This is a genomic window from Paenarthrobacter ilicis (assembly GCF_016907545.1).
GTDB lineage: Bacteria > Actinomycetota > Actinomycetes > Actinomycetales > Micrococcaceae > Arthrobacter > Arthrobacter ilicis.
Genome location: NZ_JAFBCD010000001.1, coordinates 3,817,121 through 3,841,524, shown reverse-complemented (window position 1 = coordinate 3,841,524; position 24,404 = coordinate 3,817,121). Strand labels below are relative to the sequence as shown.

The following is a 24,404-nucleotide window of genomic DNA, read 5'->3' as shown; positions in this document are numbered from 1 at the left end:
CCGAAGGAAATCCCATGAACCAGGCTTTTGTGTACGACGCCGTGCGCACGCCCTTTGGCAAGTTCGGCTCCGGTCTTGCTGCTGTCCGTCCCGATGACCTTGCCGCCCATGTGGTCCGAGAGTCGGTCAAGCGTGCTCCGGGGCTTGATGTTGAGCGAATCGACGAAGTGGTGTTCGGCAACGCCAACGGTGCCGGCGAGGAAAACCGCAACGTCGCCCGCATGGCCACCCTCCTGGCTGGCCTTCCGGTCTCCATCCCGGGGACCTCGGTCAACCGTCTGTGCGGATCCTCCTTGGATGCGGCGATCATCGCCTCGCGCCAGATCAACGCTGGCGACGCCGAGCTGATGCTGGTGGGCGGCGCCGAGTCCATGTCCCGCGCGCCGTGGGTGCTGCCGAAGACATCCAAGCCCTACCCGGCCGGTGACATGACGCTCGCTTCCACCACCCTGGGCTGGCGTTTGGTGAACCCGGCCATGAACAAGGACTGGACCATCTCCTTGGGCGAAGCCACCGAACGGCTGCGCGAGAAGTACGGCATCACGCGTGAGCGTCAGGACCAGTTCGCTGCCGATTCGCACAATCTGGCCGATGCTTCATGGAACGAAGGCTTCTACGACAACCTTGTCTCGCAGGTTCCGGGCACTGATCTTGTCCGGGACGAGGGCATTCGTGCCGGTTCCTCGGCGGAGAAGCTTGCCGGGTTGAAGACGGTGTTCCGGGCTGAGTCTGACGGGGCCGACGGCGGCACGGTCACCGCCGGGAATGCCTCGCCTTTGTCCGATGGTGCTTCGGCTGCGTGGATCGGCTCCGAGGCGGCTGCTGGGATTCTTGGCTTGGACCCGTTGGCGCGCATCGCCGGGCGTGGTGCCCACGGCAACGATCCCCAGTTCTTCGGCTTCGCCCCGGTGGAAGCCGCGAACAAGGCCCTCGCGAAGGCGGGCATCGGCTGGGACCAGGTGGGCGCCGTCGAACTTAACGAAGCGTTCGCCGCGCAATCGCTGGCGTGCGTTGATGCGTGGGGGATAGACCCCACAATCGTGAACCAGCACGGTGGCGCGATCGCGATGGGTCACCCGCTCGGTGCCTCCGGTACCCGCATCCTGGGTACGCTCGCCCGCTCCCTGCAGGCCTCCGGCCAGCGCTGGGGCGTCGCAGCGATCTGCATCGGCGTGGGCCAGGGCCTTGCTGTGGTGCTCGAAAACGTCACTGCCGGCGCGTCAGCATAGAAGGGTAAGAGTCATGTTGAATTTCATCGACACTGTTGGCGAGGCTGTCGCCGGCATCAAGGATGGTTCCACCGTGATGATCGGCGGTTTCGGCAACGCCGGGCAGCCGTTCGAACTGATCGACGCCCTCATGGATTGCGGCGCGAAGGACCTGACCGTGGTCAATAACAACGCCGGCCAGGGCGACCAAGGCCTCGCGCTGCTGATCAAGGAAGGCCGGGTCCGCAAGATGATCTGTTCCTTCCCGCGGCAGTCCGATTCCTGGCACTTTGACGCCAAATTCCATGCCGGCGAGATCGAGCTGGAACTGGTTCCTCAGGGCAACCTGGCCGAACGCATCCGTGCCGCCGGCGCCGGTATTGGTGGGTTCTTCACACCCACCGGTTACGGCACCACGCTGGCCGAGGGCAAGGAAACCCGGTTGCTGGATGGAAAGTGGCAGGTCTTTGAGACGCCGATCCATGCCGACGTCGCCCTCATCAAGGCACTTAAGGCGGACGGGAAGGGCAACCTCGTGTACCGCAAGACCGCCCGGAACTTCGGCCCCATTATGGCCGCCGCTGCCAAGCACACCATCGTGCAGGTCTCGGAGATCGTGCCTACCGGTTCCCTGGATCCGGAAAACGTAGTGACGCCGGGGATTTACGTCAACAGTGTGGTCCGCGTCGAGTCTGCCGGCGGCGGAGTCGGCACCAGCACAGAGAAGGTGGCCTGAGCATGAGCACCCAGACAAGCATCCAGACTTCCCCGAAGCCCTTGGGCCGCGACGAACTGGCCCAGCTGGTGGCCCGCGACATCGCCCCGGGTTCGTTCGTGAACCTGGGCATCGGCCAGCCCACGCTCGTGTCCAACTACCTCACCGAGGAACAAAACATCACGCTCCACACGGAGAACGGGATGCTCGGCATGGGCCCGGCCGCTGAGGGCGATGAGATCGACGGCGACCTGATCAACGCCGGTAAGATCCCCGTCACTGAACTGCCTGGAGCCTCGTATTTCCACCACGCCGACTCGTTCGCCATCATGCGCGGCGGGCATTTGGACATCTGCGTTCTCGGTGCCTTCCAGGTCTCCGCCACCGGCGACCTCGCCAACTGGCACACGGGAGCCCCCGACGCGATCCCGGCAGTCGGTGGTGCCATGGACCTGGCCACCGGCGCCAAGGACGTCTTCGTGATGATGACCCTGCTGACCCGCGAGGGCGTATCCAAGCTGGTGGAGCAGTGCACGTACCCGCTGACCGGCGTCGGCTGCGTCACCCGCGTGTACACAGACAAGGCTGTGTTCCTCACAGGACCCGACGGTGTCACCGTCCGCGAAACCTTCGGCTGCACCTTCGACGAAATCCAGGAGCTCGTACCGCTGCGCCTGAAGAAGGCAGAGTAGGCCCCGCAAGTTCCGGCCCCTGCGTTGCGAGGCCCGCTCTGCGCGTTTGATCCCCAGTTTGGGGCGCAGAGTAGGCCCCGCAACGCGCTCTAGGATTGGTAACCATGACCGACTCCGCAGTTACCCCGCAGGCAAGCGACCAGTATGTCCAGTCGCTGGCCCGGGGGCTGGCTGTGATCCGGGCGTTTGACGCGAACAACCCCGTGATGACCCTCAGCGAAGTCGCTGCCCGCACGGACCTGACGCGCGCCACGGCCCGGCGGTTCCTGCACACCCTGGTTGAGCTGGGCTACGTCCGCACCGACGGCAAGACCTTTGCGCTCACCGCCAAGGTGCTGCAGCTCGGTTACTCATACCTTTCGGCGCTGTCCTTGCCCCAGCTGGCACAGCCGCACCTGGAGCAGCTCAGCCTGAAACTGGGGGAGTCCACTTCCGCCGCTGTGCTGGACGGGCCGGACATCTTCTACGTGGCCCGCGTCGCCACCCGCAGGATCATGAACGTCGGCATCACCGTGGGCACCCGATTCCCGGCGTATGCCACGTCCATGGGTCGCGTACTGCTCGCCGGATTGCCGCAGGCCAAGCTTGAGGCTTACCTCACGACGGCGGAACTCACGCCGCTCACGCCGCGAACCGTCGCCAGCGTGCCCGACTTGCGGGCCGCCGTCGAGCATGTCCGGGCGCAGGGCTGGTGCCTGCTGGACCAGGAGCTGGAGATCGGCCTCATGTCCATCGCGGCGCCGGTGTGGAACCACAACAACGGCGACAACGTCGCGGCCATCAACGTGTCGTTGCAGGCCCAGGCGGTCGCAGCGCAGGCGGACCCGGAGAAGTACCTCGATTCAGTCCGTGCCGAAGTGGTGGCCACTGCCAACGCCATCTCGCAGGACGTGTCCGCGAAGCACTGACTACTTCCGGATCGCCGCCAAGCGCGTTTCCAGGATTCGGCGCACCATGGAGTCAGGCACGGGGTGGTCCGCAGAAAACCGCAAGGTCCCCGGCGACCAGGAGTATCCGCCCAGCTCTTCTGACATCGTCGGCAGAATTTGGCCGCTGAACGGATAGAGCGCCAGGTGCTTCCTGGTTTCCATGACGCTCACCAAGCCCTTGCCGTCCACCAAGAGTGCGGGCATCCCGTAGCTGACGCCTTCTTCGGCGTCTGGCGCGAGCTCGCGGGCGATCTCCACAATCCGCTTCAGCGCAGGACGATTGTCAGCGGTGACGCTGTCCAAATAGTCGGTGACGGTTCCCATAGGGATATGGTTCACCACTGCACCTGAAACGGCCAGAGGCTCAGCGTTCCGGGATCACCGCGATGCCCTGGATTTCGATCAGGGCCTCTTTCTGCCACAGGCGCGTGACGCCGATGCCCGCCATGGCCGGGTACTGCGAACCTGCCATGTCCCGCCAGATGCGCCCGATCTCCCGTCCGTTCGCCATGTAATCGTCAACGTCGGTGAGGTAGATGGTCACGTTCACCAAATCCTGGGGCTCTCCTCCGGCTTCGCGCAGGGTGGTGATCACGTTGGAGAACGCCTGGGTGAACTGCTCCACGATGCCGCCGGGAACGATGTTCATGTTCTTGTCCAGGGCTGTCTGCCCGCCCAGGAAAACAGTGTTTCCGGCCAGGATGCCGTGCGCAAAACCTGATGGCTTGGGGAGCGATTCCGGGTTGATCGTCTGGTGGCTCATGCTGTTCCTCCTGGTTGTGGCAACTGCAAAAACTTTTGGAAAGCCTCTGTGCAGATCATTTCTACCGTGCTACGTTGAGCATATGTGACGATCGTAAAAAAGTCGACACATCACAAAATCTCGAAGGGAACCAGCAATGAAACTTGCCACCTTGCGCACGGCCGGCGGAGGTACGACGGCGGCGCTCGCCACGGGCGCGGACTCTTACCTCGCACTTCCGGCCGGCGATGTGGGCGAACTCCTGGGTCAGCCCAACTGGCGGGCCGTGGTGGAAGCTGCGGACGGGGAGACCATCAGCTCACCGGATTTCGCCCCGCTGCTGCCCAACGCCGGCAAGGTTATCTGCTGCGGCCTCAACTACGGGGACCACATCCAGGAGATGGGCCGCGACCTTCCGGAGTACCCCACCCTGTTCGCCAAATACGCGGACACGCTGGTGGGTGCCAATGATCCCGTGGAGGTCACGGGCAGCGTCAGCGTGGACTGGGAAGCCGAGCTGGCCGTCGTCGTGGGTTCTGAGCTGTTCCATGCGGACGAAGACCAAGCGCGCGCGGCAATCGCCGGGTACACCGTGGCCAACGATGTTTCCATGCGCGACTGGCAGAACCGGACCCTGCAGTGGTTCCAGGGGAAGGCCTGGGATGACAGCACCCCCGTGGGGCCGGTCATGCTGACGGCCGACGAAGCAGGTGCCAGCTTTGAGGTCCGCGGCTACGTCAACGGCGAGCTGGTGCAGGAAGGGAACACCAGCACTTTGGTTTTCGGCCCCGCGCAGCTGCTGTCCTACATTTCACAATTCACCATCCTCCGCCCCGGTGACCTGGTGCTCACGGGAACGCCCGGGGGAGTGGGCATGGGGATGACCCCGCCGCGCTTCCTGGCGGACGGCGACATCCTGGTCACCGAAATCGATGGAATCGGCCGGTTGGAAAACCAGTTCCGCATCCGCGCACACGCTGCAGCAACCGTCTAACAACAAAGGAGAAATCCCATGAGCCAGACCACCACCGAATACCGCCTCGAAGGCGACAACTCCATCTATGCCCAGCCCGACGGCAAGGTGGTACCGGTTGTTACCCGCGCCGGCGCCGAGGACACCAACACCGCGCAATCGGGCGATTGCATCCGCGTCTCCGGCGTCAGCATCCAGCACACCCCGGCAACCAAGATCTGGTTCGGCCAGGTGTCGAACACTCCCGGGTACCGCTCCCTCCCGCACCACCACGGCGAGGCCGAGACCGGCGGCTACGTGCTCCGGGGCCATGGCCGGATCTATTTCGGGGATAACTACTCGGAGTTCATCGACATGAAGGCCGGCGACTGGGTGTTCGTGCCGCCCTTCATGCCGCACGTTGAAGCCAACATGTCCATCACCGAGGAACTGGTCTGGTTGACGGCCAGGACCCCGGAGAACCTGGTGGTCAACCTTGAGGATGTTCCGGACGAGACCCTCGCTGACTACCGCCGGGCCTAAGCAATGATCACTGGAACCATGACCTCAGAGACCTTCCTCCGGGCTGTGGAACTCACGGAAACGGAGCCACAGGTATTCGACGAAGCCTATGAAGCAACCACCCAGTACGTGCCATGGCCAAAAGCCTATGGTGGTGACATGGTGGCGCAGGCTGCGGCTGCGATGATGCGCTCGGTGGATGCTGACAGGCAACTCCACTCGATGCACAGCTACTTCATGCGTCCGGTGGATATCGGTTCCAGCGTCCGGTACGAAGTGGAGCGCTTGCGGGATGGTCGCGGGTACTCCACCCGTACGGTCCGCGGTTTCCAGAACGGAAAGCCCGTCTATGCCGCCATGGGTTCCTTCCAGGTGCCCGAAGAGGGCCCGGACTTCCAGCCCCAGGCCCCTGCCGCCGTCGAGCCTGAATCGCTGCGGACAGCAGCGGAAGCGCTGGACGGTGTGGACGGCCAGGCAGCAGAATACTGGTCCGCAGGCAGGAGCTTCGACATGAGGCATATTCCCGGTCCGGTATATATCGCATGTGAGGGCGCTAGCGTCCCGCAGCAGGCCATCTGGGTCAAAGCCTTTGACACTTTGCCCGACGACGCCGACCTCCACCGCGCAGCATTGGCCTACGTGTGCGACTACACCATCCTGGAGCCCTTGCTCCGGGTCAACGGCCTCAACTGGTCCAGCCCGGGCCTTGCCACCGCCTCCCTGGATCACTCCATGTGGTTCCACCGGGACGGACGCGCAGATGAGTGGGTCCTGTACGCGCAGGACGCCATCTCCGGCCAGAGCAACCGCGGACTGGCCATGGGCCGCTTCTTCGATCAACAAGGAAGGCTGCTGGCCACGGTTGCCCAAGAGGGCATGATCCGGGCCGGCGCCTGAACAGCTTCACACCCCCCATCCGTCCGCTTCAACGACGCACCACTGAAAGGAACGGCCATGAGCATGATGCCATCGGCCCACGTGGACACGTTCACCCGCCACCACTTGCCGCCCGCCGAAACCTGGCCTGCGCTTGAATTCACCCTTCCCGAACTCCATTACCCGGAACGGCTGAATGCGGCCGCGGTCCTGATCGACGACGCTGTCGAACAGTACGGCGCCGACCGGCCCGCCCTGTGGACCCCCGACGGATCGGTCTGGACCTACGGCCAGCTCCAGACGCGTTCCAACCAGGTGGCACAGGTCCTCACCGAAGACCTGGGTGTTGTGCCCGGCAACCGCGTCCTGCTGCGCGGCCCCAACAACCCGTGGATCGTCGCGGCCTGGCTGGGTGTCCTGAAAGCGGGCGCAGTGGTTGTCACCACCATGCCCATGCTGCGCTCCACCGAAGTGTCCACCCTGATCCAGCTCACCAAGCCGGTGGTGGCCATCTCGGATCACCGCTTTGTGGACGAGCTGGCGCTTGCTGCCGGGGATGACGTCGCCGGCCCTGCGGTAAAGGTCCTCACGTACGGGGCCGGCAACGGATTCGACGACGACGGCGACCTCGTCTCGCGCTGTGGGCATAAGAGTGGGAAGTTCACGGCAGTGGACACATCCGCCGACGATGTTGCCCTGCTGGGTCCGACGTCCGGCACCACGGGTGTGCCCAAGGTGACCATGCATTTCCACCGGGACATCCTGGCCAACGCCGACACGTTCGCCCGGTACATCCTGAAACCCACCGCTGAGGACGTCTTTGCCGGGTCGCCCCCGCTGGCGTTCACGTTCGGCCTGGGCGGGCTGGTGGTGTTTCCGCTGCGGTTCGGGGCGTCGTCGCTGCTCACGGAAAAGGCCGGACCGGTTGAGCTGGCCGAGCACGCTTCCAAGGCCGGCGCCACCATCCTGTTCACTGCTCCCACCGCTTACCGGGCCATCCTCAAGGAAAAGCGCGGAGATCTGCTCCGGGGGCTGCGAATTGCGGTTTCCGCGGGCGAGCACTTGTCCAAGGAAACGTGGGAGGCCGTGCACCAGGCCACGGGCCTGCAACTGGTGAACGGCATTGGCGCCACAGAAATGCTGCACGTGTTCATCTCGGCGGCCGGTGACGATATCCGTCCGGGCACCACGGGACGGGCGGTTCCGGGTTACCGGGCCACGATCCTGGACGACGAGGGCAACGAGCTGGCGCCGGGAAACATTGGCCGCCTGGCCGTCATTGGCCCCACCGGATGCCGCTACTTGGACGATCCCAGGCAGGCGAACTATGTGGTCCGCGGGTGGAACGTCACAGGCGATACGTTCTCCATGGATGCGGACGGGTACTTCACCTACCAGGCCCGCTCGGACAACATGATCGTCTCCTCCGGGTACAACATCGGTGCTCCCGAAGTGGAAACCGCCATTGACCAGCACCCGGATGTGGTGGAGAACGCGGTCATCGGCGTTCCGGATGAAGAGCGGGGCAGCATCGTCTGTGCGTTCGTTGTCCTGCGCGAAGGCGTCGAAGGTGACGCCGGGAAACGCAGGGAAATCCAGGACTTCGTCAAACAGACCATCGCCCCGTACAAGTACCCACGGGACGTCCGGTTCGTCCACGAACTCCCACGCAATCCCAGCGGAAAACTCCAGCACTTCAAGCTGCGCGACGGCCTTCTTAAGGCGAATGCGAGCGACACGGAACAACTCACCCCTGCCGGCCAGAGCCAGGCCTGAGAAGGAGCAACACCCATGAAAATTGCAATCGTTGGAGGCGGCCCGGGCGGCCTGTACTTCGCAGCATTGATGAAGCAGCTGGATCCGTCCCACGACATCACCCTCTGGGAACGCAACGCTGCCAGCGACACCTTCGGTTTCGGCGTCGTGTTTTCCGATGAAACCCTGGGCGGAATCGGCAACGCCGATCCCGTGGTGGCTGAATACATGAGCCGCCGCTTCGCCCGCTGGTCGGACATCGACATTCACTTCCGGGACGAAATGATCACCGTGGGCGGCCAGGGCTTCGCTGCCATGAGCCGCAAGGAACTGCTGGAACTGCTCCAGCGCCGTTGCATCGAACTCAATGTGGACGTGCGTTTCAGTACCTTGGCTCCCGCCGTTGAGGAACTTGAAGCCAACTACGATCTGGTGCTGGCAGCTGACGGCGTCAACTCACAGATCCGGGCCAAGTACGCCGATTCCTTCAAACCGGACCTTGATCCGCGCAGCAACAAATTCATGTGGCTCGGTACCAACCAGGTGTTCGAGGCCTTCAAGTTCTTCGTGAAGGAAACCGAGTGGGGCGTCATGCAGATCCACGGCTACCCCTACTCGGATGAGGGCTCCACGTTCATTGTGGAAATGCACCAAGACGTGTGGCACGCCGCAGGCTTTGACGAAACCGCCACCGAGGTCTTCCCTCCCGGCGTTTCCGACGAGAAGTCCATCGCCAAAATCCGCGAAATCTTCGCCGAAGAACTGGACGGGTACGACGTCCTGACCAATAACTCCAAGTGGATCAACTTCACCACGGTCAGGAACCAGAGCTGGCGTAAGGGCAATGTTGTGCTTCTGGGCGATGCTGCCCACACGGCCCACTTCTCCATCGGCTCAGGCACCAAGCTGGCCATGGAGGACTCGCTGGCATTGGCCGCCTGCCTGCACGAGCACGCAGACATCGAAGCCGCACTGGAAGCCTACGAGACCGAGCGGCGGCCCGTGGTGGCATCCACGCAGCGCGCAGCCCAGGCATCCCTTGAATGGTTTGAGCGCATCGGCCAGTACAAGGACCAGGATCCCACCCAGTTCGCCTTCAACCTGCTGACCCGCAGCCGCCGCATCACGCAGGAAAACCTGCGCCTGCGCGATCCTGAGTTCGCGGACGCTGTTGACCGCGACTTTGCCACGGCCCAGGGCCTCACCGAGGTTGCCCCAGCCATGTTCCAGCCCTTCAGCATCGGCGAGCTGGAGCTGAAGAACCGCATTGTTGTCTCCCCGATGGACATGTACTCGGCCACGGATGGCGTCCCCGGTGACTTCCACAAAGTCCATCTGGGTTCCAAGGCTTTGGGCGGAGCCGGCTTGGTCATGACCGAGATGGTCTGCGTATCTGAAGCCGGACGCATCACCCCCGGCTGCAGCGGCCTGTACACCGACCAGCAGCGTGACAGCTGGAAGGAAATCGTGGACTTCGTCCACTCGCGTTCCACCGCCAAGATCGGCGCCCAGCTGGGTCATTCAGGCCGCAAGGGTTCAACCCGGCTCATGTGGGAAGGCATTGACCAGCCACTCGAGTCCGGAAACTGGACCGTGGCCGGACCGTCAGCCCTGCCCTACGGCCCCGACAACCAGACGCCAGTAGAACTGGATCGCGAGGGAATGGACGCCATCACGGCTGAGTTTGTTGCCTCAGCTGTTCGTGCCGAGCAGGCCGGCTTCGACCTCCTGGAAATCCACGCCGCTCATGGCTACCTGTTGTCCTCCTTCCTGTCGCCGGTGTCCAACAAACGAACCGACCAGTACGGCGGCAGCTTGGAGAACCGGCTGCGGTTCCCGCTGGAAGTGTTCGACGCCGTACGCGCGGCGTGGCCTGCCGGCAAGCCCGTGACGGTCCGCATCTCAGCCACGGACTGGATCGAAGGTGGCAACACCTCCGATGATTCGGTGGCCATCGCCAAGGCTTTCGTGGAACACGGCGCCGCAGGACTGGATGTCTCCACCGGCCAGGTTGCCAAGGAAGAGAAGCCCGCGTTCGGACGCAGCTACCAGACCCCGTTCGCCGACCGTATCCGTCAGGAAGTGGCCGCTCCGGCAGGCGTGGCAGTGATCGCCGTCGGCGCCATTTCCAGTTACGACGACGTCAACTCGATCCTCCTCGCCGGACGCGCGGACCTCATCGCACTGGGCCGCACGCACCTCTACGATCCGCAGTGGACCCTCCATGCCGCCGCAGAACAGGACTACCAAGGGCCCGGCGCCGAATGGATTCCCCAGTTCAAGGCAGGACGCCGGAAACCGCCGAGCTCGCGCACTGACGCTGTCCGTCCGCGCTTGTCGCTGCTCAAGGAAGTGGATATTGAAGAGGCCACCACACACCTTCGTTGGACTCCCCGGTCCGATGCAGCATCGGTTCTGGTGAAGTAGTCATGGCAACCGCACCCGTCAATGACTGGAATGTCCCCACCAAAACCACCGGCATGGTGTTGTTCTGCTGCTGGATCGCGATCCTGGCAGAGGGATACGACGTCGGTGTCCTCGGCGCAGTTCTCCCGGCCCTGGCTGAGTACAAGGAATGGAACCTTTCGCCGCTGGCGCTGGGTGGCCTGGGTTCATATGCCTTGATCGGCATGCTTATCGGTGCGCTCTTCATCGGCACCCTGAGCGACCTGATCGGCCGCAAGAAGATGCTGCTGGCCTCCATGGTGATCTTTACGCTCACCCAGGCAGGGGCAGCTTGGGCACCGACGCCGGAACTGTTCGGCCTGTTCCGCCTGATCGGCGGGCTGGGCATGGGCGGCGTGATCCCCGTGGCGGCGGCGCTGACCATCGAATACTCGGCACCGAACAAGCGCTCCTTCAACTACGGACTCATGTACTCCGGGTACTCCCTGGGTATCGTGGCTGCAGCACTGGCCGCACTGTTCGTGCTCCCGCTCGGTGGGTGGCGTGCCGTGATCGCGATCGGCGCCGCACCCGTGGTGCTGCTCCCGATCATCTGGAAATTCCTTCCCGAGTCCTTGGAATTCCTGGAATCCAAGGGCCGGCGCTCCGAAGCCAAGGCTTTGGCGGCCAAGCTGCGGATCTCCGACTACCGGCCGGCGGTTGCACCCGCTGTTTCTGCTGCACATGGCAGCCAGGCTGATCCGTGGTGGAAGACCATCACCACCATGTTCTCCATGAAGTACCTCCGCTCCACCGTCTTCTTCTGGATCTCCCTGTTCCTGGGCCTGCTGCTGGTTTACGGCTTGAACACGTGGCTGCCCAGCATCATGAAGAAGGCCGGCTACGACCTCGGCTCGTCGCTGACCTTCCTTTTGGTCTTCAGCCTCGCCTCGGCCATTGGCGGTTTGCTCCTTGGCAAGGCCGCGGACAAGTACGGCAAGAAGCTCATCCTGGTGGTGTTCTACATCCTGGGCGGTCTGGGAATCATGCTCCTGGTGTTCCCCAACACCATGGTGGTCAACCTGCTCTTCGTGGCCTTCGCCGGGATCGGGTCCATCTCCACCTCGCTGGTCCTGACCGGCTACATCGCCGATTACTACCCTGCGAAGGTACGCGGAACTGCTACCGGGTGGGCATTGAGCTTCGCCCGCCTGGGTGCCATCTCCGGACCGTTGATTGGCGGCTGGATCGCAGGGTCCAAGCTTCCGTTCGAGGCCAACTTCGCGATCTTCGCAGGCATCGCCGTACTGGCAGCCGTTGCCGTGGCAATGATTCCCAAGCCACAGCCCGAAGTGCCGCTGGCCGCCGTCGACGTCGATCCTGACGACGCCGCAGTGGGCGCACGGTAGGCATTCCCGTGACAAGGTTCCCGGAGGCAAGCGTTGAACGAACGGTGGAATGGGTGGACACCGATGCCTCCGGGCACCAGCACAACTCGGCGATCCTTCGCTGGGTTGAAGCGGCCGAAGCGGAGTTGTTCCGGGCGCTGGACCTGCCGGACTACTTTCCCAGTGCGCCGCGCGTTCAGCAGGTCATCAACTACACGTCCAAGCTGTGGTTCGGGCAGCGCATCACGGCCACTGTGACCATCCAGGCGCTGGGCCGGACGTCCATGAGCATGGCGTTCGAGGTCCGCGCCCATCCGCTGGAAGGTTCAGCCAGCGGCACTCCCCACGGCGATGCCTCCGACGGCGGCACTCCCGGCGGCGGTGAGGTTGCGGCTGGTGAGGTGGCCGCTTATGGGACAGTCACCACCGTGCACGTTCCGCAGGGTTCCACCTCAGCGCAACCCTGGCCGGCCCACCTGGTCGCAGCCATGCACTAACCCGAATGTCCGCACAACCCAAAACCCCGCAGAACCCAAAACCCCGCAGGGATGACACTCAATGACAGTTACGGATTGTCATCAGATGCCATCCCGGCGGGGTACTTGCGGTGCTGGCCCGGGGGCCGGGGGAGGGGTTTAGCGCAGGCCCTTGAGGACGTTCTTGGGCCGCTGCATTTCGCCGTGCTTGGCACCGAGAATGATGACCCAAGCAGCGAATGCCGGAATAGCCCACTGCAACGCCTTCAGCTGGGTCTGGGCGGACTTCAGCTCATCGGACGCGCCGGCACGCGGCTCGGTGGCACCCTCGGCTCCTTCTTCGGAGAGCTCGTCAACCTTCTTGCCCACGATTCCTGCGTACAGCGTTACCGCTGCGCCGGCCAGGGTCACCACTGTTTTGTATACGGTGTCCGCGGCCACGCTGTCCTGCTTGGCGATGCGGCCTTTGTTGTTCCAGGCGATCGCGAGGTCCGAGGCCAGGTGACCCGCGAAGGCCGCGGTCTGGATCGGCGCCCATTTGCCCCAGCCTTTGCTCGACAAGCGGGTGCGCTCCGTGGGGTCTTTTGCTTCTGCCGCGGCACCATTGAGGCCAATGGCTCCCATCAATGAACCACCGAACCATGCCGCCGCCGTGAGGTCGTGAATGGAACGTGCTACCAGGTTTCCTGCCATGATGTGTTTCCTATCGTCGAGCGGAGGAGTCTTCGAGGCATCAAAGCGACCCAAAGAAGTGTTCCACCATAGTAAGCATGCTTAGTATGCTCCGGCTACCCAGGACCAGTCGAGCCCCACACGGTCATCTTCAGCTGACCGTCCCTCCACCGGACCTATGATGAACTGGACTGGCGCCCGATGTGGGGCGCGGAAATGAGGATCGTTCGATGTTCGCCGTCCCGGCACCCCCGGTGCGCCACCAACAATTGCTTGTCACAATTTTTGGTCTCTACGGCCGGAATGCGGGCGATGCCCTGCCGGTTTCTGCGCTGATCTCCATGCTGGGATCCCTCGGTTACGACGCCCCGGGTGTTCGGTCTTCGGTGTCCAGGCTCAAGGCCAAGGGTGTACTGAAGAGCGTGCGGGAAGGCGGGATCGCCAAGTACAAGGTCTCGGAGTCCATCAGCGACGTCTTCCGCGAGGGTGACCGCCGAATCTTCGCTCCCGAGCAGCCCGCCCCCGTAGACACGTGGGTGTTGGCCGTGTTCTCGGTACCCGAATCCATGCGGAACCGCCGGCACCAGCTTCGCTCCGAATTGTCCGGACTGGGGTTTGGTTCGGTGGCCAACGGGGTGTGGATCGCGCCGGCCCAGAAACTGGAGCAGGCAAGGCATCGCCTTACTGCCGCGGGCCTGATCGAATTCGTGGACCTTTTCCGCAGTGACTATGTGTTTGACGGTCCCATGCGACCCAAAATCTCCGAGTGGTGGGACCTCAAGGAACTCGACCAGGAGTTCAGCGAGTTCCTGGAGCTCTACGCCGGGGCTGAACAGGAATGGTCTGCACTGGTAGGCAGCGATCCGGAAGAGGCTCTCGCTGGGTCAACGGAAGAACTGCGCAGGGACGCGTTCCGTTATTACATCCCCATGCTCACCATGTGGCGCCGGTTCCCGTACCGGGATCCCAATCTCCCAACGGACTACCTTCCGCCCGAGTGGCATGGTCCGGCAGTCCGGAGGACTTTCCAGGCCGTGCATCGGCTGGCCGCCCCGTTGGCTGCCGCGCATGCGCACGAGATCATTGCCGAAGCGCTGGATCCAGCAGCGGCCTGAGTGGTGCCTGGTCCCAGGCGGTGCTTTACCCCAGGCGGTGCTTTACCCCAGGCGGTGCTTTACCCCAGGCGGTGCTTTACCCCAAGCGGTGCTTTACCCCAGTCGTTCCGTTGGGCCCAGCCAGTCCTTGGTCTCCCTTAATCCTTGGTCCGCGGCGCATCAATGACGCCGAATGTTTCACCCTGGGGGCCCCGGATAACCGCCATGCGTCCCAAGGGGCTCTCGGCGGCAGGGGACATGATCATGGCTCCGAGCTCCCCTGCCCGGGCAACTGTTCCGTCCACATGGTCGCTGGCAAACCACGCCTTCCAGTGGTCCGGAACGCCGGCCAGTGCGCCGGCCAGCGCGGTGTCGTGGTGAATCCCGCCTACTTCCCTGCCGTCTGACGGCCGTCGGAAGGTTGAGTACACGAAGTCTTTTTCGCTGACGTCCTGGTAGCTGACGTCAAAGACTGAGGCGTAGAAGGTGCGGGCTGCGGGGTAGTCGCGCGTGTGGAGCTCATTCCAGCAGAGCGCGCCGTGCTCGTTGACGCGTTCGGCTCCAATGTGGTTTCCCGCCTGCCATACTCCGAAGACTGCGCCGACGCTGTCCGTTGCCAGTGCCATGCGGCCTGCGTCCAGGACGTCACGCGGCTGGATGAGTACTTGACCGCCGGCAGCGATGATTCTCCCGGCCGTGCTGTCCACGTCGTCAGATGCCAGGTAACTGGTCCACGCGGAGCCTGTGCCGGAGATTCTGCGGCCCCCGATTCCGGCTACTGCCCGCCCGCTGAGGTGGGCCAGGGAGTAGTCGCCGGTGCCGGCGCCGGAGGGGATGAAGTCCCACCCAAAGAGCTTCCGGTAAAAGGACCGGGCCGCCGCGGGATCGTCCGTTTCGAGGTCGACACGCATGGGGGTGGCTGCTGGCCAACTGGAAATTCGGGTGGACACGGGACTCCTCGCGTGGGGCTCATGGGAAGCTGCCTTCCCGGGCGCCCACGCGCAAGGGCCTTCCGGAAAGGCAGCCACCCATAAAGTGCGAGTCGGAGTGGAATCGTGACACGTTTTCGCCCGGATTATTGACGCCGGTGACGGAGAAACGCGTGCCGCCAGCCGCCGTCGTACGTTTTGCCCTAGAGGGTGCGCGGCGCCTTGGCGAGGTTCTCGCGCAGTTCGTCAGCGTTCTGGCGCACCACGTATGCCGGCCGGTCCCGCTCAACGCGCCAGCTGTCAGCCAGCGGGCCGATGTTCACGGTGTCAAAGCCGAACTCGTCATAGATCCGGGTGACCAGTTCTGCGGCCTCGGGGAAATCGCTGGCAGTGGCCAGGGCGCGGCGGTTGGGAGTGCCTGCTGCGGTCCCGTCCGTGGTGATGTCCTTGGCGGCGATGTGGTTGAAACCCTTGGCCACTTTGGACGTGGGGAGGTGCTTCTGGAGAAGCGATGACGTGGTGGTGTCGCCGTTGTCCAACTCGGGGATGCGGCCGTCGCGCTCCCAGTAGTAGTTGTTGGTGTCGATGACGATCTTGCCCTCGAGGGGTTCGGTGGGGATGGCCCGGTAGTTCTTGAGGGGAACGGTGACCACGGCGAAATCGCCTGCCGCTGCTGCCTCGGCGGCCGTCGCCGCGCGGGCGCGCGGCCCGAGTTCCTGGACGAGGTCACCCAGGGTTTCCGGTCCCCGGGAGTTGCTGATGACCACGTCATAGCCGAGTTGCACCGCCTTGCGGGCTACTTGGCTGCCGATGTGTCCTGCTCCGATGATTCCAATGGTTGTCATGTGGGTTGTAACAAGAACTTGCAGGCACGTAATTCCCGCGTTACCGAATGTTTCACAAAGGACTATAATCAGTAGACTTACTATGCATGTGTCATCGAGGACGAGGAGTTGTGCGTGGCTGGGCATTTGGAACTGGTGGAAACGCCCGACGGCGGATACCGGGTTCTGTTGGTTGATGGTGACGATGCGTTGATGGGACTTTCCAAACGCTTTTCTTCCAAGGAAGAAGCGGTGGAAGGCGTTGAGGCCATCCGGGAAGTTGCGGGCACCGGGCTGCTCCGCCAATCGGACCCTGAGCGGTATGCCGTGCTCATGCTCGAGGAACCCGTTATTGACTCGGCGCTCGCCGGCACGGGATCCCCTGCCGAGGAGCCTGTGCAAGCTCAACGATCCAAGCAGAAAGAGGTGGCCGGCTGTGGCAGTTGAGGCCGCGTCCAGGAAGCGGGCCGTCCTCTTCGACGTGGACGGGACCCTTATTGACTCCAGCTATTTCCACGCCCTGGCGTGGTGGCAGGCGTTCCGGAGGGAGGGCCTGGACGTTGAAATGTCCGCCATCCACCGCAAGGTAGGCATGGGCGGTGACAAGCTCATCCAGAGTCTTGTCCCGGACTGCACCGAGGACATGCAGGAAGATCTGAAGTCCGCGCACGGCGCAGTGTTCTCGACGTACTGGCCTGCCCTGCGGTCGTTCGATTCCGTCCGCGACCTCCTTGCGGCGTGCTCCGCTGCGGGACTGGCTGTTGGGTTGGCGTCCTCGGCGCAGGAGCGCGACCTTGAGGTCAGTCGCCATCTGCTGGACTCCGGTTCGTCGATCGATGCGTGGACCAGCTCCAATGACGCCCAGGAAAGCAAGCCGGCACCGGACATCCTGGAAGCCTGCCTTGAAAAGCTCGACGTGCTCCCCGCCAATGCCGTCTTTGTAGGCGACGCCGTGTGGGACGTCAAGGCCGGCTCTGCGCTCGGTATCCCCGTCATTGCCCTGACCTGCGGAGGCATCTGTGAGGCGGAACTCCGTGACGCAGGTGCCGTCGAGGTCTACGACAACCCGCGTCAGCTGCTGGAGCACCTTGAATCGAGCCTCATCGGGAAGCTCGCCGATGGGATTGCCTGACGGCCGCTGCTCCCGGGGCCACACCACGAGCCCCGCGCACCGTTACCGCGTGAGCTTCCCGGAATCGGGCTCGCGGTCGCCGATGTGACCGGGTGCGTTCGCCGCCAGGACCCGCTGGCAAAGGCGCTGTATTCCTCAACATAGTGGCGCAGAATCGCCGCGGTGGCGTCGTCCCTCACTGAACCGTCGTCGTCACTGAACCGTCGTCGTACGCTTCCGGTACAAAGCGGATGTACGCCTCCGGTGCGTTCAATTGCGGCGCATCCAGGAAACTGAGCACACTGCGCATGGAGGACTGCATGACAGCTGTCCCGATGCCACCCGGCGAGGCCCCGATGATGCCCGCCGGTTTGCGGGCGAAGGAATTGGTGCCCCACGGACGCGAACCCCAGTCAATGGCGTTCTTCAGCGCGCGGCCCGCCGGCGGGAAGTCGGCGTCGTAATCGGCGCTGTAGAGGGGAAGATCCTTGATGTCGATCTCATGGAATTCAAGCTCGGGCGGGGCCACGCTGATCAGCGCCAGAGCGCAGCCCCAAAATCACGCCGTGATGGCCAGATCCTGGGCGTGCAGCGCGTGGCGGAGCGGCTTGCCCCGGGCAACCCTCAACGCCTCCTCGATGGTGCTGGCAGACATCCGCTCCAGCTCTGTTCCTAGGGAGCCCGCCATGTGCGGAGTCAGCAGAACGTTTGGGTGGGTGTAGAACGCGGATTCGGCAGGCAGCACCCACGGCGTTGTCACGTCCAGGACGGCGTACACAGTGCCTTGCTGGATGCGCGCCAGCAGTGCTGCCTGGTCCACCAGCTCACCCCGGGAGGTATTGATGAACGTTGCGCCGTCCTTCAGGCGGCCTATCAGCCCGGCGTTGATGAGGTTCTCCGTTGAGGCCAACGACGGCGCGTGGAGGCTTACGACGTCGGAAGTCGCCACCAGTTCGTCCAAGCTGACGCTTTCGACGCCGAGGGAAGCGGCCCCGGCGTCGTCCAGATAGGGATCGGAGACAACCACTTCGAGGTCGTAGGACGCCAGGAGCCTGATGACATGGCGACCGATTTTAGATGCGCCGATGATGCCCACGCGTTTTCCGTAGTTCCCCATATCAGGGAACACCAGGTCCGGCTCAACGGTGTCCTTTTCCGCGTGCAGCATCCTGGCCAACTGGAGGACGCGCTTGTTGGCGAGCAGGATCATGGCCACGGTGTACTCGGCAACGGGCACGGCATTGACGTCCGCGGCTGTGCTGACTTGGATTCCGCGGTCCCAGCAGGCGTCCGTGACATGGTGCCTCACGGTGCCGCCGGCGTGGATGATGTGCCTGAGCCGGGGCGCTGCTTCCAGGACTGCCTCGTCGATGGTGGGGCAACTCCAGCCGGTGATGAGGATGTCGGTGATGCCCAGGAGATTCCGGGATTTGCTGCTGGTGAACTCCTCCATGGGTTCCTGGTCCAGGAGCAGAAGTTCAGGTGCCAGCTGGGCCAGCCTCCGCGGTGGGAAGATCCGGGGCGCAACGCCTGGCCCCATGGCCAAAGCGACGTTCAGAGGTGTGTGGTTCACTTGACGCTCCCTGCAGTGAGGCCGGATTTCCAGAATCGCTGGAGCAGGATGAACGCCACCAGCAGCGGAATGATGGACAACAGCGATCCGGTGATCACCATGGGCGTGAACTCCGGCTGCGGCACGGAGTAGCCCTGCCAGATGGAGATGCCCACGCTGACTGGAAGCAACTTCTGGTCCTGCAGCATCACCAGGGGGAGCATGAAGTTGTTCCACACTCCCACAAATTGAAACAGTGCAATGGTGATGTAGCCGGGCATCATCATGGGCAGGCCCAGGGAGAAGAAGCTGCGGATGGGTCCCGCGCCATCCATGCGGGCGGCCTCCAGGGTCTCGCCGGGCACGTAGGAGGACGAGTACACCCTGGCCAGATAGACGCCGAATGGATTGCACAGTACCGGGATGAGGATGGCCCACACAGTGTTGGTGATCCCAAAGACCGAGGCCAGCAGGTACATGGGCAGGACCGTTGCCGTGTTGGGGATCAGCACGCCCACCAGGACAAAGCCGAACAGTGAATCCTTGCCGCGGAACTGGAACTTGTCGAACGCATACCCGGCCATCACGGAAATCAGTCCGCCCACCACGGCGCCTACGCCGGCATAGAGGACAGAGTTGGCCAGCCAACGGAAGAACAGGCCGTTGTCCTGCTGTGCCACCGCTGCGATGTTGTCCCACAGCGAGAAGTTCCCCAGGGCGTAAGCGCTGGTGCCGTACAGGTCTGCGGAGTTCTTGGTGGAGGCGAAGACCAGCCACAGAACGGGCACCACCATGTACGCGGAACCTATGATCAGCAGTCCGTTGACGGTGAGTTTGCTGGCGAATCCACCGGCGCGGGCTCTGCCGTTGTTGCTGCCGGCGCGGTTGCGGTTCCGTGGAGTGGGCTGCTGGATCCCGCTGTTGGGACGGGAGAGAGTGGTGGCGCTCATGATTTGTTCATCCTCGAGCTGAAGCGGGTGACGGCCAGGGACAGGATCGCGGCGAGCCCGGCAATGATGATCGATGCAGCGGCCGCTTGGTTCAGGTTGTGCCGGATAAAAGCGGCGTCGTAGGCCCAAAGGTTGGGAACCCAGGTGCTGGTCACCGACGCGGTGGCCTTGGAAATGATGGAGGGCTCAGTGAAGAGCTGAAGCGTGCCGATGATGGTGAACAGCATGATGACGCTGAGTGCCGGCAGGATCAGCGGGAACTTGATGCTGACGGCCGCGCGGATCTCACCTGCCCCGTCAACGCGGGCTGCTTCAAGGATCTCCCGGGGAACAGCCTGCAGCGCGGTGAAGAGGATGATCACGTTATAACCCGTCCACTCCCAGACGCCGATGTTCACGATCGATGGAAGCACCAGGTGGGCATCCAGGAAGTTCAGCTGAATGCCCCCACTCTGGAGCACTTGGACCAGGGGGCTGATGCCGGGAGTGTAAAGGTAGGCCCAGATGAGTGCTGCGATCACGCCTGGGACCGCGTGCGGAAGGAATACCAGAAGCTGGAACAGCTTACGGGCCCGTGCGACTGTGGCATCCAGCAGCAGGGAGAACGCCACGGCGCCGCCCACCATGCAGGGGATGTAGATAAGGCAGTACAGCGCGAGCCGGCCGATCCCTTCCATGAACGTCTGGGACTGGAACACCTGGACATAGTTCTCAAGCCCGACAAAAACGGTCTTGGGTTCGCTGAACCCGAGACCTGACTTTTGTTGTGCGTGGAAGCTCAGAACCAGCGAGTAGATCACCGGGGCGACCATGGCGAGGGCAAAGACGACAAAGAACGGAACCAGGAACAAGGCTGCGGTTGGTCCGCCGGTTCCTGCCAGCGCGCGGCCGGGGCGGCGCTTGGTGGGGGCCTGGATGGCCATGGGATTCTCCTAGCTGGCCGGGAGCTCCCCGTGGGAAGCTCCCGGCGGGGTGGCTATTCGGTAACGGAAAGGCCCGTTTGCTTCAGGCCGGAGACGGTTGACTCCTGCGCGGTGTCCACTGCGGCGCCGATCGTGCCGCCGGTAGTCAACTTCCCGTAGGCGTCCTTGAGGGCGGTGTTGGTGGAATCCCAGTTGGGTCCCCACTGCCAGCCCGGCGTGATGGTTCCGTAGGCCTTGGTGAAGACCTGGTAGATGTCATTGCCGAAGTAGCTGGCGTCGTAGGCCTGCTGGGCCACGGGAGTCAGCCCGGGGAATGCCAGGAAAGCCGAACCGGTGTTGCCGCGGGCTTTGATGGCTTCCGGGCTGGTGGTGAGGAACTCGACGAACTTGGCTGCAGCAGCCGGGTTCTTGCTGCTCTTGGTGACGTTGAAGCTGGAGCCTCCGTAGAACGCTCCAGCATCCGAACCCCAGTTGGGGAGCTCGGCCGCGATCCACTGGCCCTTCTGTCCGCTGGCTTCAGTGCGCTTCTGGATGCCAGTGGCGCTCCAATTCGCTCCCACCACCCCCACCACATTGCCGTTGGCCAGGTCCAGGCTCCACTCATCGCTGTAGGCCTGGCTGACCTTGACGATCTTCTGGTCAATCAACTTTTGCCAGTAGGTGGCTACCTTCTTGGTGGCCTGGTCATTGATGCCCACTTTCCAGCTGTCGCCCTCGGTGCCGAACCACTTGGCGCCCGCCTGCCACGCCAGTCCTGCGCTCGCCGCGACCTCGTTGGGGTTGAAGCTGGCCAGGTAGGCGTTGGGCTCCACGGCCTTGAGCTTTTTGCCTGCTTCTTCGAATTCGTCCCAGGTTTTGGGGACCTCGACGCCGGCCTTCGCCAGCATGTCCTTGCGATACCACATGATCATTGGGGCCGCGTCGTAGGGGAGGCCGAAGGTCTTGTCGCCGAATTGGACCAGTGCCTTGGTTTCGTCCGTGAGCTTTTCCACTGTGGAGGCCTTGTTGATCAGTCCATCCAAGGGAACCACTTGCCCGTTGCTGACGAATTGCGGCAGCTGGGGGTATTCGATGGTGGAAACGTCCGGACCATTGCCCGCCGTGATGGCGGTGGACAGCTTGGCGTAGCCACCATTGGCTCCGTTGGGAATGGTCTCGAACGTGACCTTGATTTTGTCCTGGCTGGCGTTGAAGGCCGCTGCCACCTTGTCCATGCCGGCCAGTGAGGACCAGAACGTGACGGAGCCGCTGGGGTCCTCGGTAGGTGTTGGCGCGGACGCCGGGTCCGGGCCGGTGCCGCAGGCGGCGAGCAGGAGGGTGCTGGCTGCAAGGCCAGCCACTCCTGCGAAAAGTTGGCGACGCTTCATGGTGTTCTCCTTTGAAGACTTGCGATGCGAGGGGGAGTTCTGTGGTTGGGACCACAGTGCAGTGAGTCCATAAAAGCTGCTGCTTCGAACATCTTCAATGTTTCGAACATTTTCAAACATAGGAGATGAACCAGGGACTACCGTCCCCTAGCGGCAATTGTTGATCAGGCTGCTGCACCGGTGGATTGATTGTGTTTGAACGAACAGAAATGCTGGACGGTGTTTGTTTCCGACTGCTAGAACTTCTGGACACGACCCCCGTTCACACATCTCACACAAAGGGAGTTCCCATGGATACGTCCAACATCAGCAGGCGCCTGGTCCTGCAGGCAGGCGGAGCAGCGTCGCTCGCCGCCATTCTGGGCCTGGCGGCCGGACAGAAGGCATCGGCCGGCGCGCAAGGAGGCCCCGATCCCAAGGCCACGCAAATTCTGGACCTGGGCCCCGCCGTCGTGCAGTTCTCACTGATGAGCGGTCTCCTGGTGGGCGACACGCTGTACATCGGTTCGCGGAACCTGGACCCCGTGCGGATCATCGCTTTCCATGTTCCCAGTGGCAAGGTGACCGGGCAGACCGAACTCAGCAACGGGCACTCCATCCAAACCCTCGCGGCGGACGCGTCGGGCCGGTACCTCTATGCAGGCGTGCTGCAGAAAGACGCCGGCACCAAACCGAACCTGTTCCGCTGGGACTTGTCCAGCCCGGCCACTAAGGCAACGGCACTGGGCAGAATCGGCGATCGCGATGTGCGCGACATCAGCGTCGCCCCGAACGGGCGGGTATACGTGGTAGGCGGAGGCAGCCCCACGGCCCCGGCGCTGTGGGAGTACGATCCCACCACCAACCAGATTGCCAGCCTGGGCATTCCTGATCCGGGAGCCACCCTGGCCCGGGCCGTCGCGGCCACCGATGCCACCATTTTCTTCGGTGCGGGCAGCACGCTCAACGGCGGCGGGGGTGCCAGCCGTGCCTGCCTGTTCGCCTACGACCATGCAGCCAGGACCTTCAAGAATGTCACTCCCAAGGAAATGCTGGTGGACCCCAGCATCCGGGACCTGGGCATAGTGGGGGACCAGGTGATCGTCTCCTCGGCGGGATCGGTGGAGGACACCAAGATGGCGGCACTCCAGGTGGCTGACCCGTCGTCGTACGTGGTGGCGACATCGCAGGGAAAGACCGCGAAAAACTTCGCCGCCCTGGGAAGCAATGTCTACTTTGCGAACGAGACCGGGCTTTTGGCTTATAACCCCAGCACCAACGCGATCACTGCAACGCCGTACCAAGGCCCGTCACTGGGCGAAATTTGGGGCGTCGACGCCCGGGCCGGCAAGCTGCTGGTGACCTCGGGCTATGGCTTCGTGGCCGAAATTGACCCGGCGAACGGCACCACCACAACCACGGACCTTGGCGAGGCCGGTGCGCCGTCCGATCCGCAAGCGGTCATGGGCATCGCCGCCGGAGCGGGCTACGTTTACGTGGGCGGCAACGGTGTCATTTCCCGCCGCTCGCTGAAGACCGGCGCCGTGACCAACATGACCGCCCCCGGCGAAGCGAAAGACGCAGTGGTGGTGGACGGTGTCCTATACACAGGCCAATACAGCGGGCAGGGGATCTGGAGCTACGATCCGCGCAACGGCAAAGCAATTTCGCAGGTGGCCGAGTTCCCCAAGGAGCAAAACCGGCCCTTGGATGTGTGCTGGGATCAGGTCAACAAACTGGTGCTCGTGGCAGTGCAGGCCGACACCGAGGGCGGCGGTTCGCTGTGGACCTATGATCCACGGACCGGAAAGAAGGGGTTCTTCCCGAACCCGATCGACAAGGTCCAGTTACTTCGGGCCGTGGCGTCGCGGGATGGAATCGCATATGTGGGCGGCGGCAATTCCGGGGTGGACGGTGCCGGGACTGTGGTGGCGTTCGATCCCGTCGCCGGCAAGGAACTGTGGCGGCTGGATGCTGGCTCCGGCGCAGGTATCTCCGCTTTGGCTGTGCAGGGAAAGTACCTCTACGGTGTGACCCGCAAGGGCTGGATGTTCGTCATCGACCTCCCCAAGCGTACGGTGGTACACCGATCCGACATCACCGCGGTCAGCACCGGCTTCGCAGCCTTGGTGGCCAACCGGGGCGTGGTGTACGGCGTCTCCAACACGCATGTTTTCCGATTCGATCCGAAGACTTTCGCTGTGGCCACCGTGGTGGCGGACATCGACGGCGGCTGGTACAGCGGATCGCACATCAACACTGACGAGGATGGTTACCTGTACACGATGCGCGGACGAAACCTTGTGCGGATCGACGATCATCCGCGGAAGTAACGCGCTCATTCGGTCACCTATGCTTGTTCG

Annotated in this window: 24 protein-coding genes and 1 pseudogene; 15 read left to right on the top strand and 10 right to left on the bottom strand. The window is 63.3% G+C overall.

Annotation, left to right across the window (positions count from 1 at the left end; genetic code table 11):
• Nucleotides 1–14 precede the first annotated feature (14 nt).
• The 4 genes from JOE60_RS17595 to JOE60_RS17580 all read left to right on the top strand — a co-directional run bounded on the left by JOE60_RS17595 (nucleotide 15) and on the right by JOE60_RS17580 (nucleotide 3,523).
• The gene (locus tag JOE60_RS17595; protein WP_167267886.1) at nucleotides 15–1,229 is read left to right on the top strand and encodes a thiolase family protein; all 1,215 of its coding nucleotides are present in this window, start codon (nucleotides 15–17) and stop codon (nucleotides 1,227–1,229) included.
• Nucleotides 1,230–1,242: 13 nt separating this feature from the next.
• Entirely contained in the window at nucleotides 1,243–1,944 is a 702-nt protein-coding gene (locus JOE60_RS17590; RefSeq protein ID WP_167267884.1) for a 3-oxoacid CoA-transferase subunit A, read from the top strand.
• A gap of 2 nt (nucleotides 1,945–1,946) precedes the next feature.
• Nucleotides 1,947–2,615 carry a 3-oxoacid CoA-transferase subunit B gene (locus JOE60_RS17585; protein WP_167267882.1) on the top strand — a complete coding sequence of 223 codons (669 nt, stop codon included), beginning with the start codon at nucleotides 1,947–1,949 and terminating at the stop codon, nucleotides 2,613–2,615.
• Between the two features lie 104 nt (nucleotides 2,616–2,719).
• On the top strand, nucleotides 2,720–3,523 hold the full coding sequence (locus JOE60_RS17580; protein WP_167267880.1) for an IclR family transcriptional regulator domain-containing protein: 804 nt from the start codon (nucleotides 2,720–2,722) through the stop codon (nucleotides 3,521–3,523).
• Here JOE60_RS17580 and JOE60_RS17575 read toward each other — a convergent pair whose 3' ends face one another.
• On the bottom strand, nucleotides 3,524–3,868 hold the full coding sequence (locus tag JOE60_RS17575) for an iron chaperone (protein WP_167267877.1): 345 nt from the start codon (nucleotides 3,866–3,868) through the stop codon (nucleotides 3,524–3,526).
• Between the two features lie 40 nt (nucleotides 3,869–3,908).
• Nucleotides 3,909–4,307 carry a RidA family protein gene (locus tag JOE60_RS17570; RefSeq protein ID WP_167267875.1) on the bottom strand — a complete coding sequence of 133 codons (399 nt, stop codon included), beginning with the start codon at nucleotides 4,305–4,307 and terminating at the stop codon, nucleotides 3,909–3,911.
• A 136-nt stretch (nucleotides 4,308–4,443) separates the two neighbouring features.
• Between JOE60_RS17570 and JOE60_RS17565 the strand changes: the two genes are divergently transcribed.
• From JOE60_RS17565 to JOE60_RS17535, 7 genes are read left to right on the top strand one after another with little or no spacing between them, the layout of a single operon-like run.
• Complete coding sequence (locus JOE60_RS17565) at nucleotides 4,444–5,280, top strand: fumarylacetoacetate hydrolase family protein (RefSeq protein WP_167267873.1); 837 nt, start codon at nucleotides 4,444–4,446, stop codon at nucleotides 5,278–5,280.
• 18 nt (nucleotides 5,281–5,298) lie between these two features.
• Nucleotides 5,299–5,781, top strand: a complete 483-nt coding sequence (locus JOE60_RS17560; protein WP_167267871.1) for a cupin domain-containing protein — start codon at nucleotides 5,299–5,301, stop codon at nucleotides 5,779–5,781.
• Nucleotides 5,782–5,784: 3 nt separating this feature from the next.
• A complete protein-coding gene (locus JOE60_RS17555; RefSeq protein ID WP_167267868.1) occupies nucleotides 5,785–6,657 on the top strand; it encodes an acyl-CoA thioesterase in 873 nt (290 codons plus the stop codon).
• A 57-nt stretch (nucleotides 6,658–6,714) separates the two neighbouring features.
• On the top strand, nucleotides 6,715–8,412 hold the full coding sequence (locus JOE60_RS17550) for an AMP-binding protein (protein ID WP_167267866.1): 1,698 nt from the start codon (nucleotides 6,715–6,717) through the stop codon (nucleotides 8,410–8,412).
• A gap of 15 nt (nucleotides 8,413–8,427) precedes the next feature.
• Nucleotides 8,428–10,818: a bifunctional salicylyl-CoA 5-hydroxylase/oxidoreductase gene (locus JOE60_RS17545; protein ID WP_167267863.1), complete on the top strand. Its 2,391-nt coding sequence runs from the start codon at nucleotides 8,428–8,430 to the stop codon at nucleotides 10,816–10,818.
• Nucleotides 10,819–10,820: 2 nt separating this feature from the next.
• Nucleotides 10,821–12,185, top strand: a complete 1,365-nt coding sequence (locus JOE60_RS17540; RefSeq protein WP_167267860.1) for an MFS transporter — start codon at nucleotides 10,821–10,823, stop codon at nucleotides 12,183–12,185.
• 8 nt (nucleotides 12,186–12,193) lie between these two features.
• A complete protein-coding gene (locus tag JOE60_RS17535; protein ID WP_167267858.1) occupies nucleotides 12,194–12,661 on the top strand; it encodes a thioesterase family protein in 468 nt (155 codons plus the stop codon).
• 138 nt (nucleotides 12,662–12,799) lie between these two features.
• On the opposite strand, the gene JOE60_RS17530 is transcribed toward JOE60_RS17535, so the two are convergent.
• A complete protein-coding gene (locus tag JOE60_RS17530) occupies nucleotides 12,800–13,333 on the bottom strand; it encodes an ABC transporter permease family protein (RefSeq protein ID WP_167267855.1) in 534 nt (177 codons plus the stop codon).
• A 209-nt stretch (nucleotides 13,334–13,542) separates the two neighbouring features.
• Here JOE60_RS17530 and JOE60_RS17525 point away from each other — a divergent pair, with 209 nt between their 5' ends.
• The gene (locus JOE60_RS17525) at nucleotides 13,543–14,427 is read left to right on the top strand and encodes a PaaX family transcriptional regulator (protein ID WP_167267853.1); all 885 of its coding nucleotides are present in this window, start codon (nucleotides 13,543–13,545) and stop codon (nucleotides 14,425–14,427) included.
• A 137-nt stretch (nucleotides 14,428–14,564) separates the two neighbouring features.
• Here the strand turns inward: JOE60_RS17525 and JOE60_RS17520 are convergent, their stop codons facing one another.
• Together JOE60_RS17520 and JOE60_RS17515 are read right to left on the bottom strand one after the other, a co-directional pair.
• Nucleotides 14,565–15,356: a VOC family protein gene (locus tag JOE60_RS17520; protein WP_204814959.1), complete on the bottom strand. Its 792-nt coding sequence runs from the start codon at nucleotides 15,354–15,356 to the stop codon at nucleotides 14,565–14,567.
• Nucleotides 15,357–15,538: 182 nt separating this feature from the next.
• The gene (locus JOE60_RS17515) at nucleotides 15,539–16,180 is read right to left on the bottom strand and encodes an NADPH-dependent F420 reductase (protein ID WP_167267850.1); all 642 of its coding nucleotides are present in this window, start codon (nucleotides 16,178–16,180) and stop codon (nucleotides 15,539–15,541) included.
• A gap of 114 nt (nucleotides 16,181–16,294) precedes the next feature.
• Here JOE60_RS17515 and JOE60_RS18435 point away from each other — a divergent pair, with 114 nt between their 5' ends.
• Both JOE60_RS18435 and JOE60_RS17510 read left to right on the top strand, forming a co-directional pair.
• Nucleotides 16,295–16,606, top strand: coding sequence for a YegP family protein (locus JOE60_RS18435; RefSeq protein WP_314323974.1), 312 nt, complete (start codon nucleotides 16,295–16,297; stop codon nucleotides 16,604–16,606).
• Complete coding sequence (locus JOE60_RS17510; protein WP_314323975.1) at nucleotides 16,596–17,291, top strand: HAD family hydrolase; 696 nt, start codon at nucleotides 16,596–16,598, stop codon at nucleotides 17,289–17,291. Before JOE60_RS18435 ends, JOE60_RS17510 begins: the two co-directional genes overlap by 11 nt.
• Nucleotides 17,292–17,333: 42 nt before the next feature.
• On the opposite strand, the pseudogene JOE60_RS17505 reads toward JOE60_RS17510, so the two are convergent.
• From JOE60_RS17505 to JOE60_RS17485, 5 genes and pseudogenes are all read right to left on the bottom strand, one after another.
• Nucleotides 17,334–17,811: pseudogene (locus JOE60_RS17505) on the bottom strand (NADPH-dependent FMN reductase); the annotation flags it as partial.
• A gap of 18 nt (nucleotides 17,812–17,829) precedes the next feature.
• A complete protein-coding gene (locus JOE60_RS17500; protein ID WP_338112581.1) occupies nucleotides 17,830–18,843 on the bottom strand; it encodes a hydroxyacid dehydrogenase in 1,014 nt (337 codons plus the stop codon).
• A complete protein-coding gene (locus JOE60_RS17495) occupies nucleotides 18,840–19,772 on the bottom strand; it encodes a carbohydrate ABC transporter permease (RefSeq protein WP_167267845.1) in 933 nt (310 codons plus the stop codon). The genes JOE60_RS17500 and JOE60_RS17495 overlap by 4 nt, the downstream gene beginning before the upstream one ends.
• Complete coding sequence (locus JOE60_RS17490) at nucleotides 19,769–20,695, bottom strand: carbohydrate ABC transporter permease (RefSeq protein ID WP_167267842.1); 927 nt, start codon at nucleotides 20,693–20,695, stop codon at nucleotides 19,769–19,771. Before JOE60_RS17490 ends, JOE60_RS17495 begins: the two co-directional genes overlap by 4 nt.
• 53 nt (nucleotides 20,696–20,748) lie before the next feature.
• Nucleotides 20,749–22,062 (bottom strand): ABC transporter substrate-binding protein, encoded by a 1,314-nt coding sequence (locus JOE60_RS17485; protein WP_167267839.1) that lies wholly within the window; start codon nucleotides 22,060–22,062, stop codon nucleotides 20,749–20,751.
• Nucleotides 22,063–22,352: 290 nt separating this feature from the next.
• Between JOE60_RS17485 and JOE60_RS17480 the strand changes: the two genes are divergently transcribed.
• Nucleotides 22,353–24,374, top strand: a complete 2,022-nt coding sequence (locus JOE60_RS17480; protein ID WP_167267836.1) for an outer membrane protein assembly factor BamB family protein — start codon at nucleotides 22,353–22,355, stop codon at nucleotides 24,372–24,374.
• Nucleotides 24,375–24,404: the final 30 nt, after the last annotated feature.

What these genes read in the sequence shown, in the direction of transcription:
- JOE60_RS17555 (WP_167267868.1), top strand. Translation starts at nt 5,785, where the DNA reads ATGATCACTGGAACCATGACCTCAGAGACCTTCCTCCGGGCTGTGGAA.
- JOE60_RS17495 (WP_167267845.1), bottom strand. Translation starts at nt 19,772, where the DNA reads ATGAGCGCCACCACTCTCTCCCGTCCCAACAGCGGGATCCAGCAGCCC.
- JOE60_RS17525 (WP_167267853.1), top strand. Translation starts at nt 13,543, where the DNA reads ATGTTCGCCGTCCCGGCACCCCCGGTGCGCCACCAACAATTGCTTGTC.
- JOE60_RS17540 (WP_167267860.1), top strand. Translation starts at nt 10,821, where the DNA reads ATGGCAACCGCACCCGTCAATGACTGGAATGTCCCCACCAAAACCACC.
- JOE60_RS17530 (WP_167267855.1), bottom strand. Translation starts at nt 13,333, where the DNA reads ATGGCAGGAAACCTGGTAGCACGTTCCATTCACGACCTCACGGCGGCG.
- JOE60_RS17490 (WP_167267842.1), bottom strand. Translation starts at nt 20,695, where the DNA reads ATGGCCATCCAGGCCCCCACCAAGCGCCGCCCCGGCCGCGCGCTGGCA.
- JOE60_RS17515 (WP_167267850.1), bottom strand. Translation starts at nt 16,180, where the DNA reads ATGACAACCATTGGAATCATCGGAGCAGGACACATCGGCAGCCAAGTA.
- JOE60_RS17590 (WP_167267884.1), top strand. Translation starts at nt 1,243, where the DNA reads ATGTTGAATTTCATCGACACTGTTGGCGAGGCTGTCGCCGGCATCAAG.
- JOE60_RS17565 (WP_167267873.1), top strand. Translation starts at nt 4,444, where the DNA reads ATGAAACTTGCCACCTTGCGCACGGCCGGCGGAGGTACGACGGCGGCG.
- JOE60_RS17545 (WP_167267863.1), top strand. Translation starts at nt 8,428, where the DNA reads ATGAAAATTGCAATCGTTGGAGGCGGCCCGGGCGGCCTGTACTTCGCA.
- JOE60_RS17595 (WP_167267886.1), top strand. Translation starts at nt 15, where the DNA reads ATGAACCAGGCTTTTGTGTACGACGCCGTGCGCACGCCCTTTGGCAAG.
- JOE60_RS17480 (WP_167267836.1), top strand. Translation starts at nt 22,353, where the DNA reads ATGGATACGTCCAACATCAGCAGGCGCCTGGTCCTGCAGGCAGGCGGA.
- JOE60_RS17550 (WP_167267866.1), top strand. Translation starts at nt 6,715, where the DNA reads ATGAGCATGATGCCATCGGCCCACGTGGACACGTTCACCCGCCACCAC.
- JOE60_RS17485 (WP_167267839.1), bottom strand. Translation starts at nt 22,062, where the DNA reads ATGAAGCGTCGCCAACTTTTCGCAGGAGTGGCTGGCCTTGCAGCCAGC.
- JOE60_RS17575 (WP_167267877.1), bottom strand. Translation starts at nt 3,868, where the DNA reads ATGGGAACCGTCACCGACTATTTGGACAGCGTCACCGCTGACAATCGT.
- JOE60_RS17585 (WP_167267882.1), top strand. Translation starts at nt 1,947, where the DNA reads ATGAGCACCCAGACAAGCATCCAGACTTCCCCGAAGCCCTTGGGCCGC.
- JOE60_RS17580 (WP_167267880.1), top strand. Translation starts at nt 2,720, where the DNA reads ATGACCGACTCCGCAGTTACCCCGCAGGCAAGCGACCAGTATGTCCAG.
- JOE60_RS17570 (WP_167267875.1), bottom strand. Translation starts at nt 4,307, where the DNA reads ATGAGCCACCAGACGATCAACCCGGAATCGCTCCCCAAGCCATCAGGT.
- JOE60_RS17560 (WP_167267871.1), top strand. Translation starts at nt 5,299, where the DNA reads ATGAGCCAGACCACCACCGAATACCGCCTCGAAGGCGACAACTCCATC.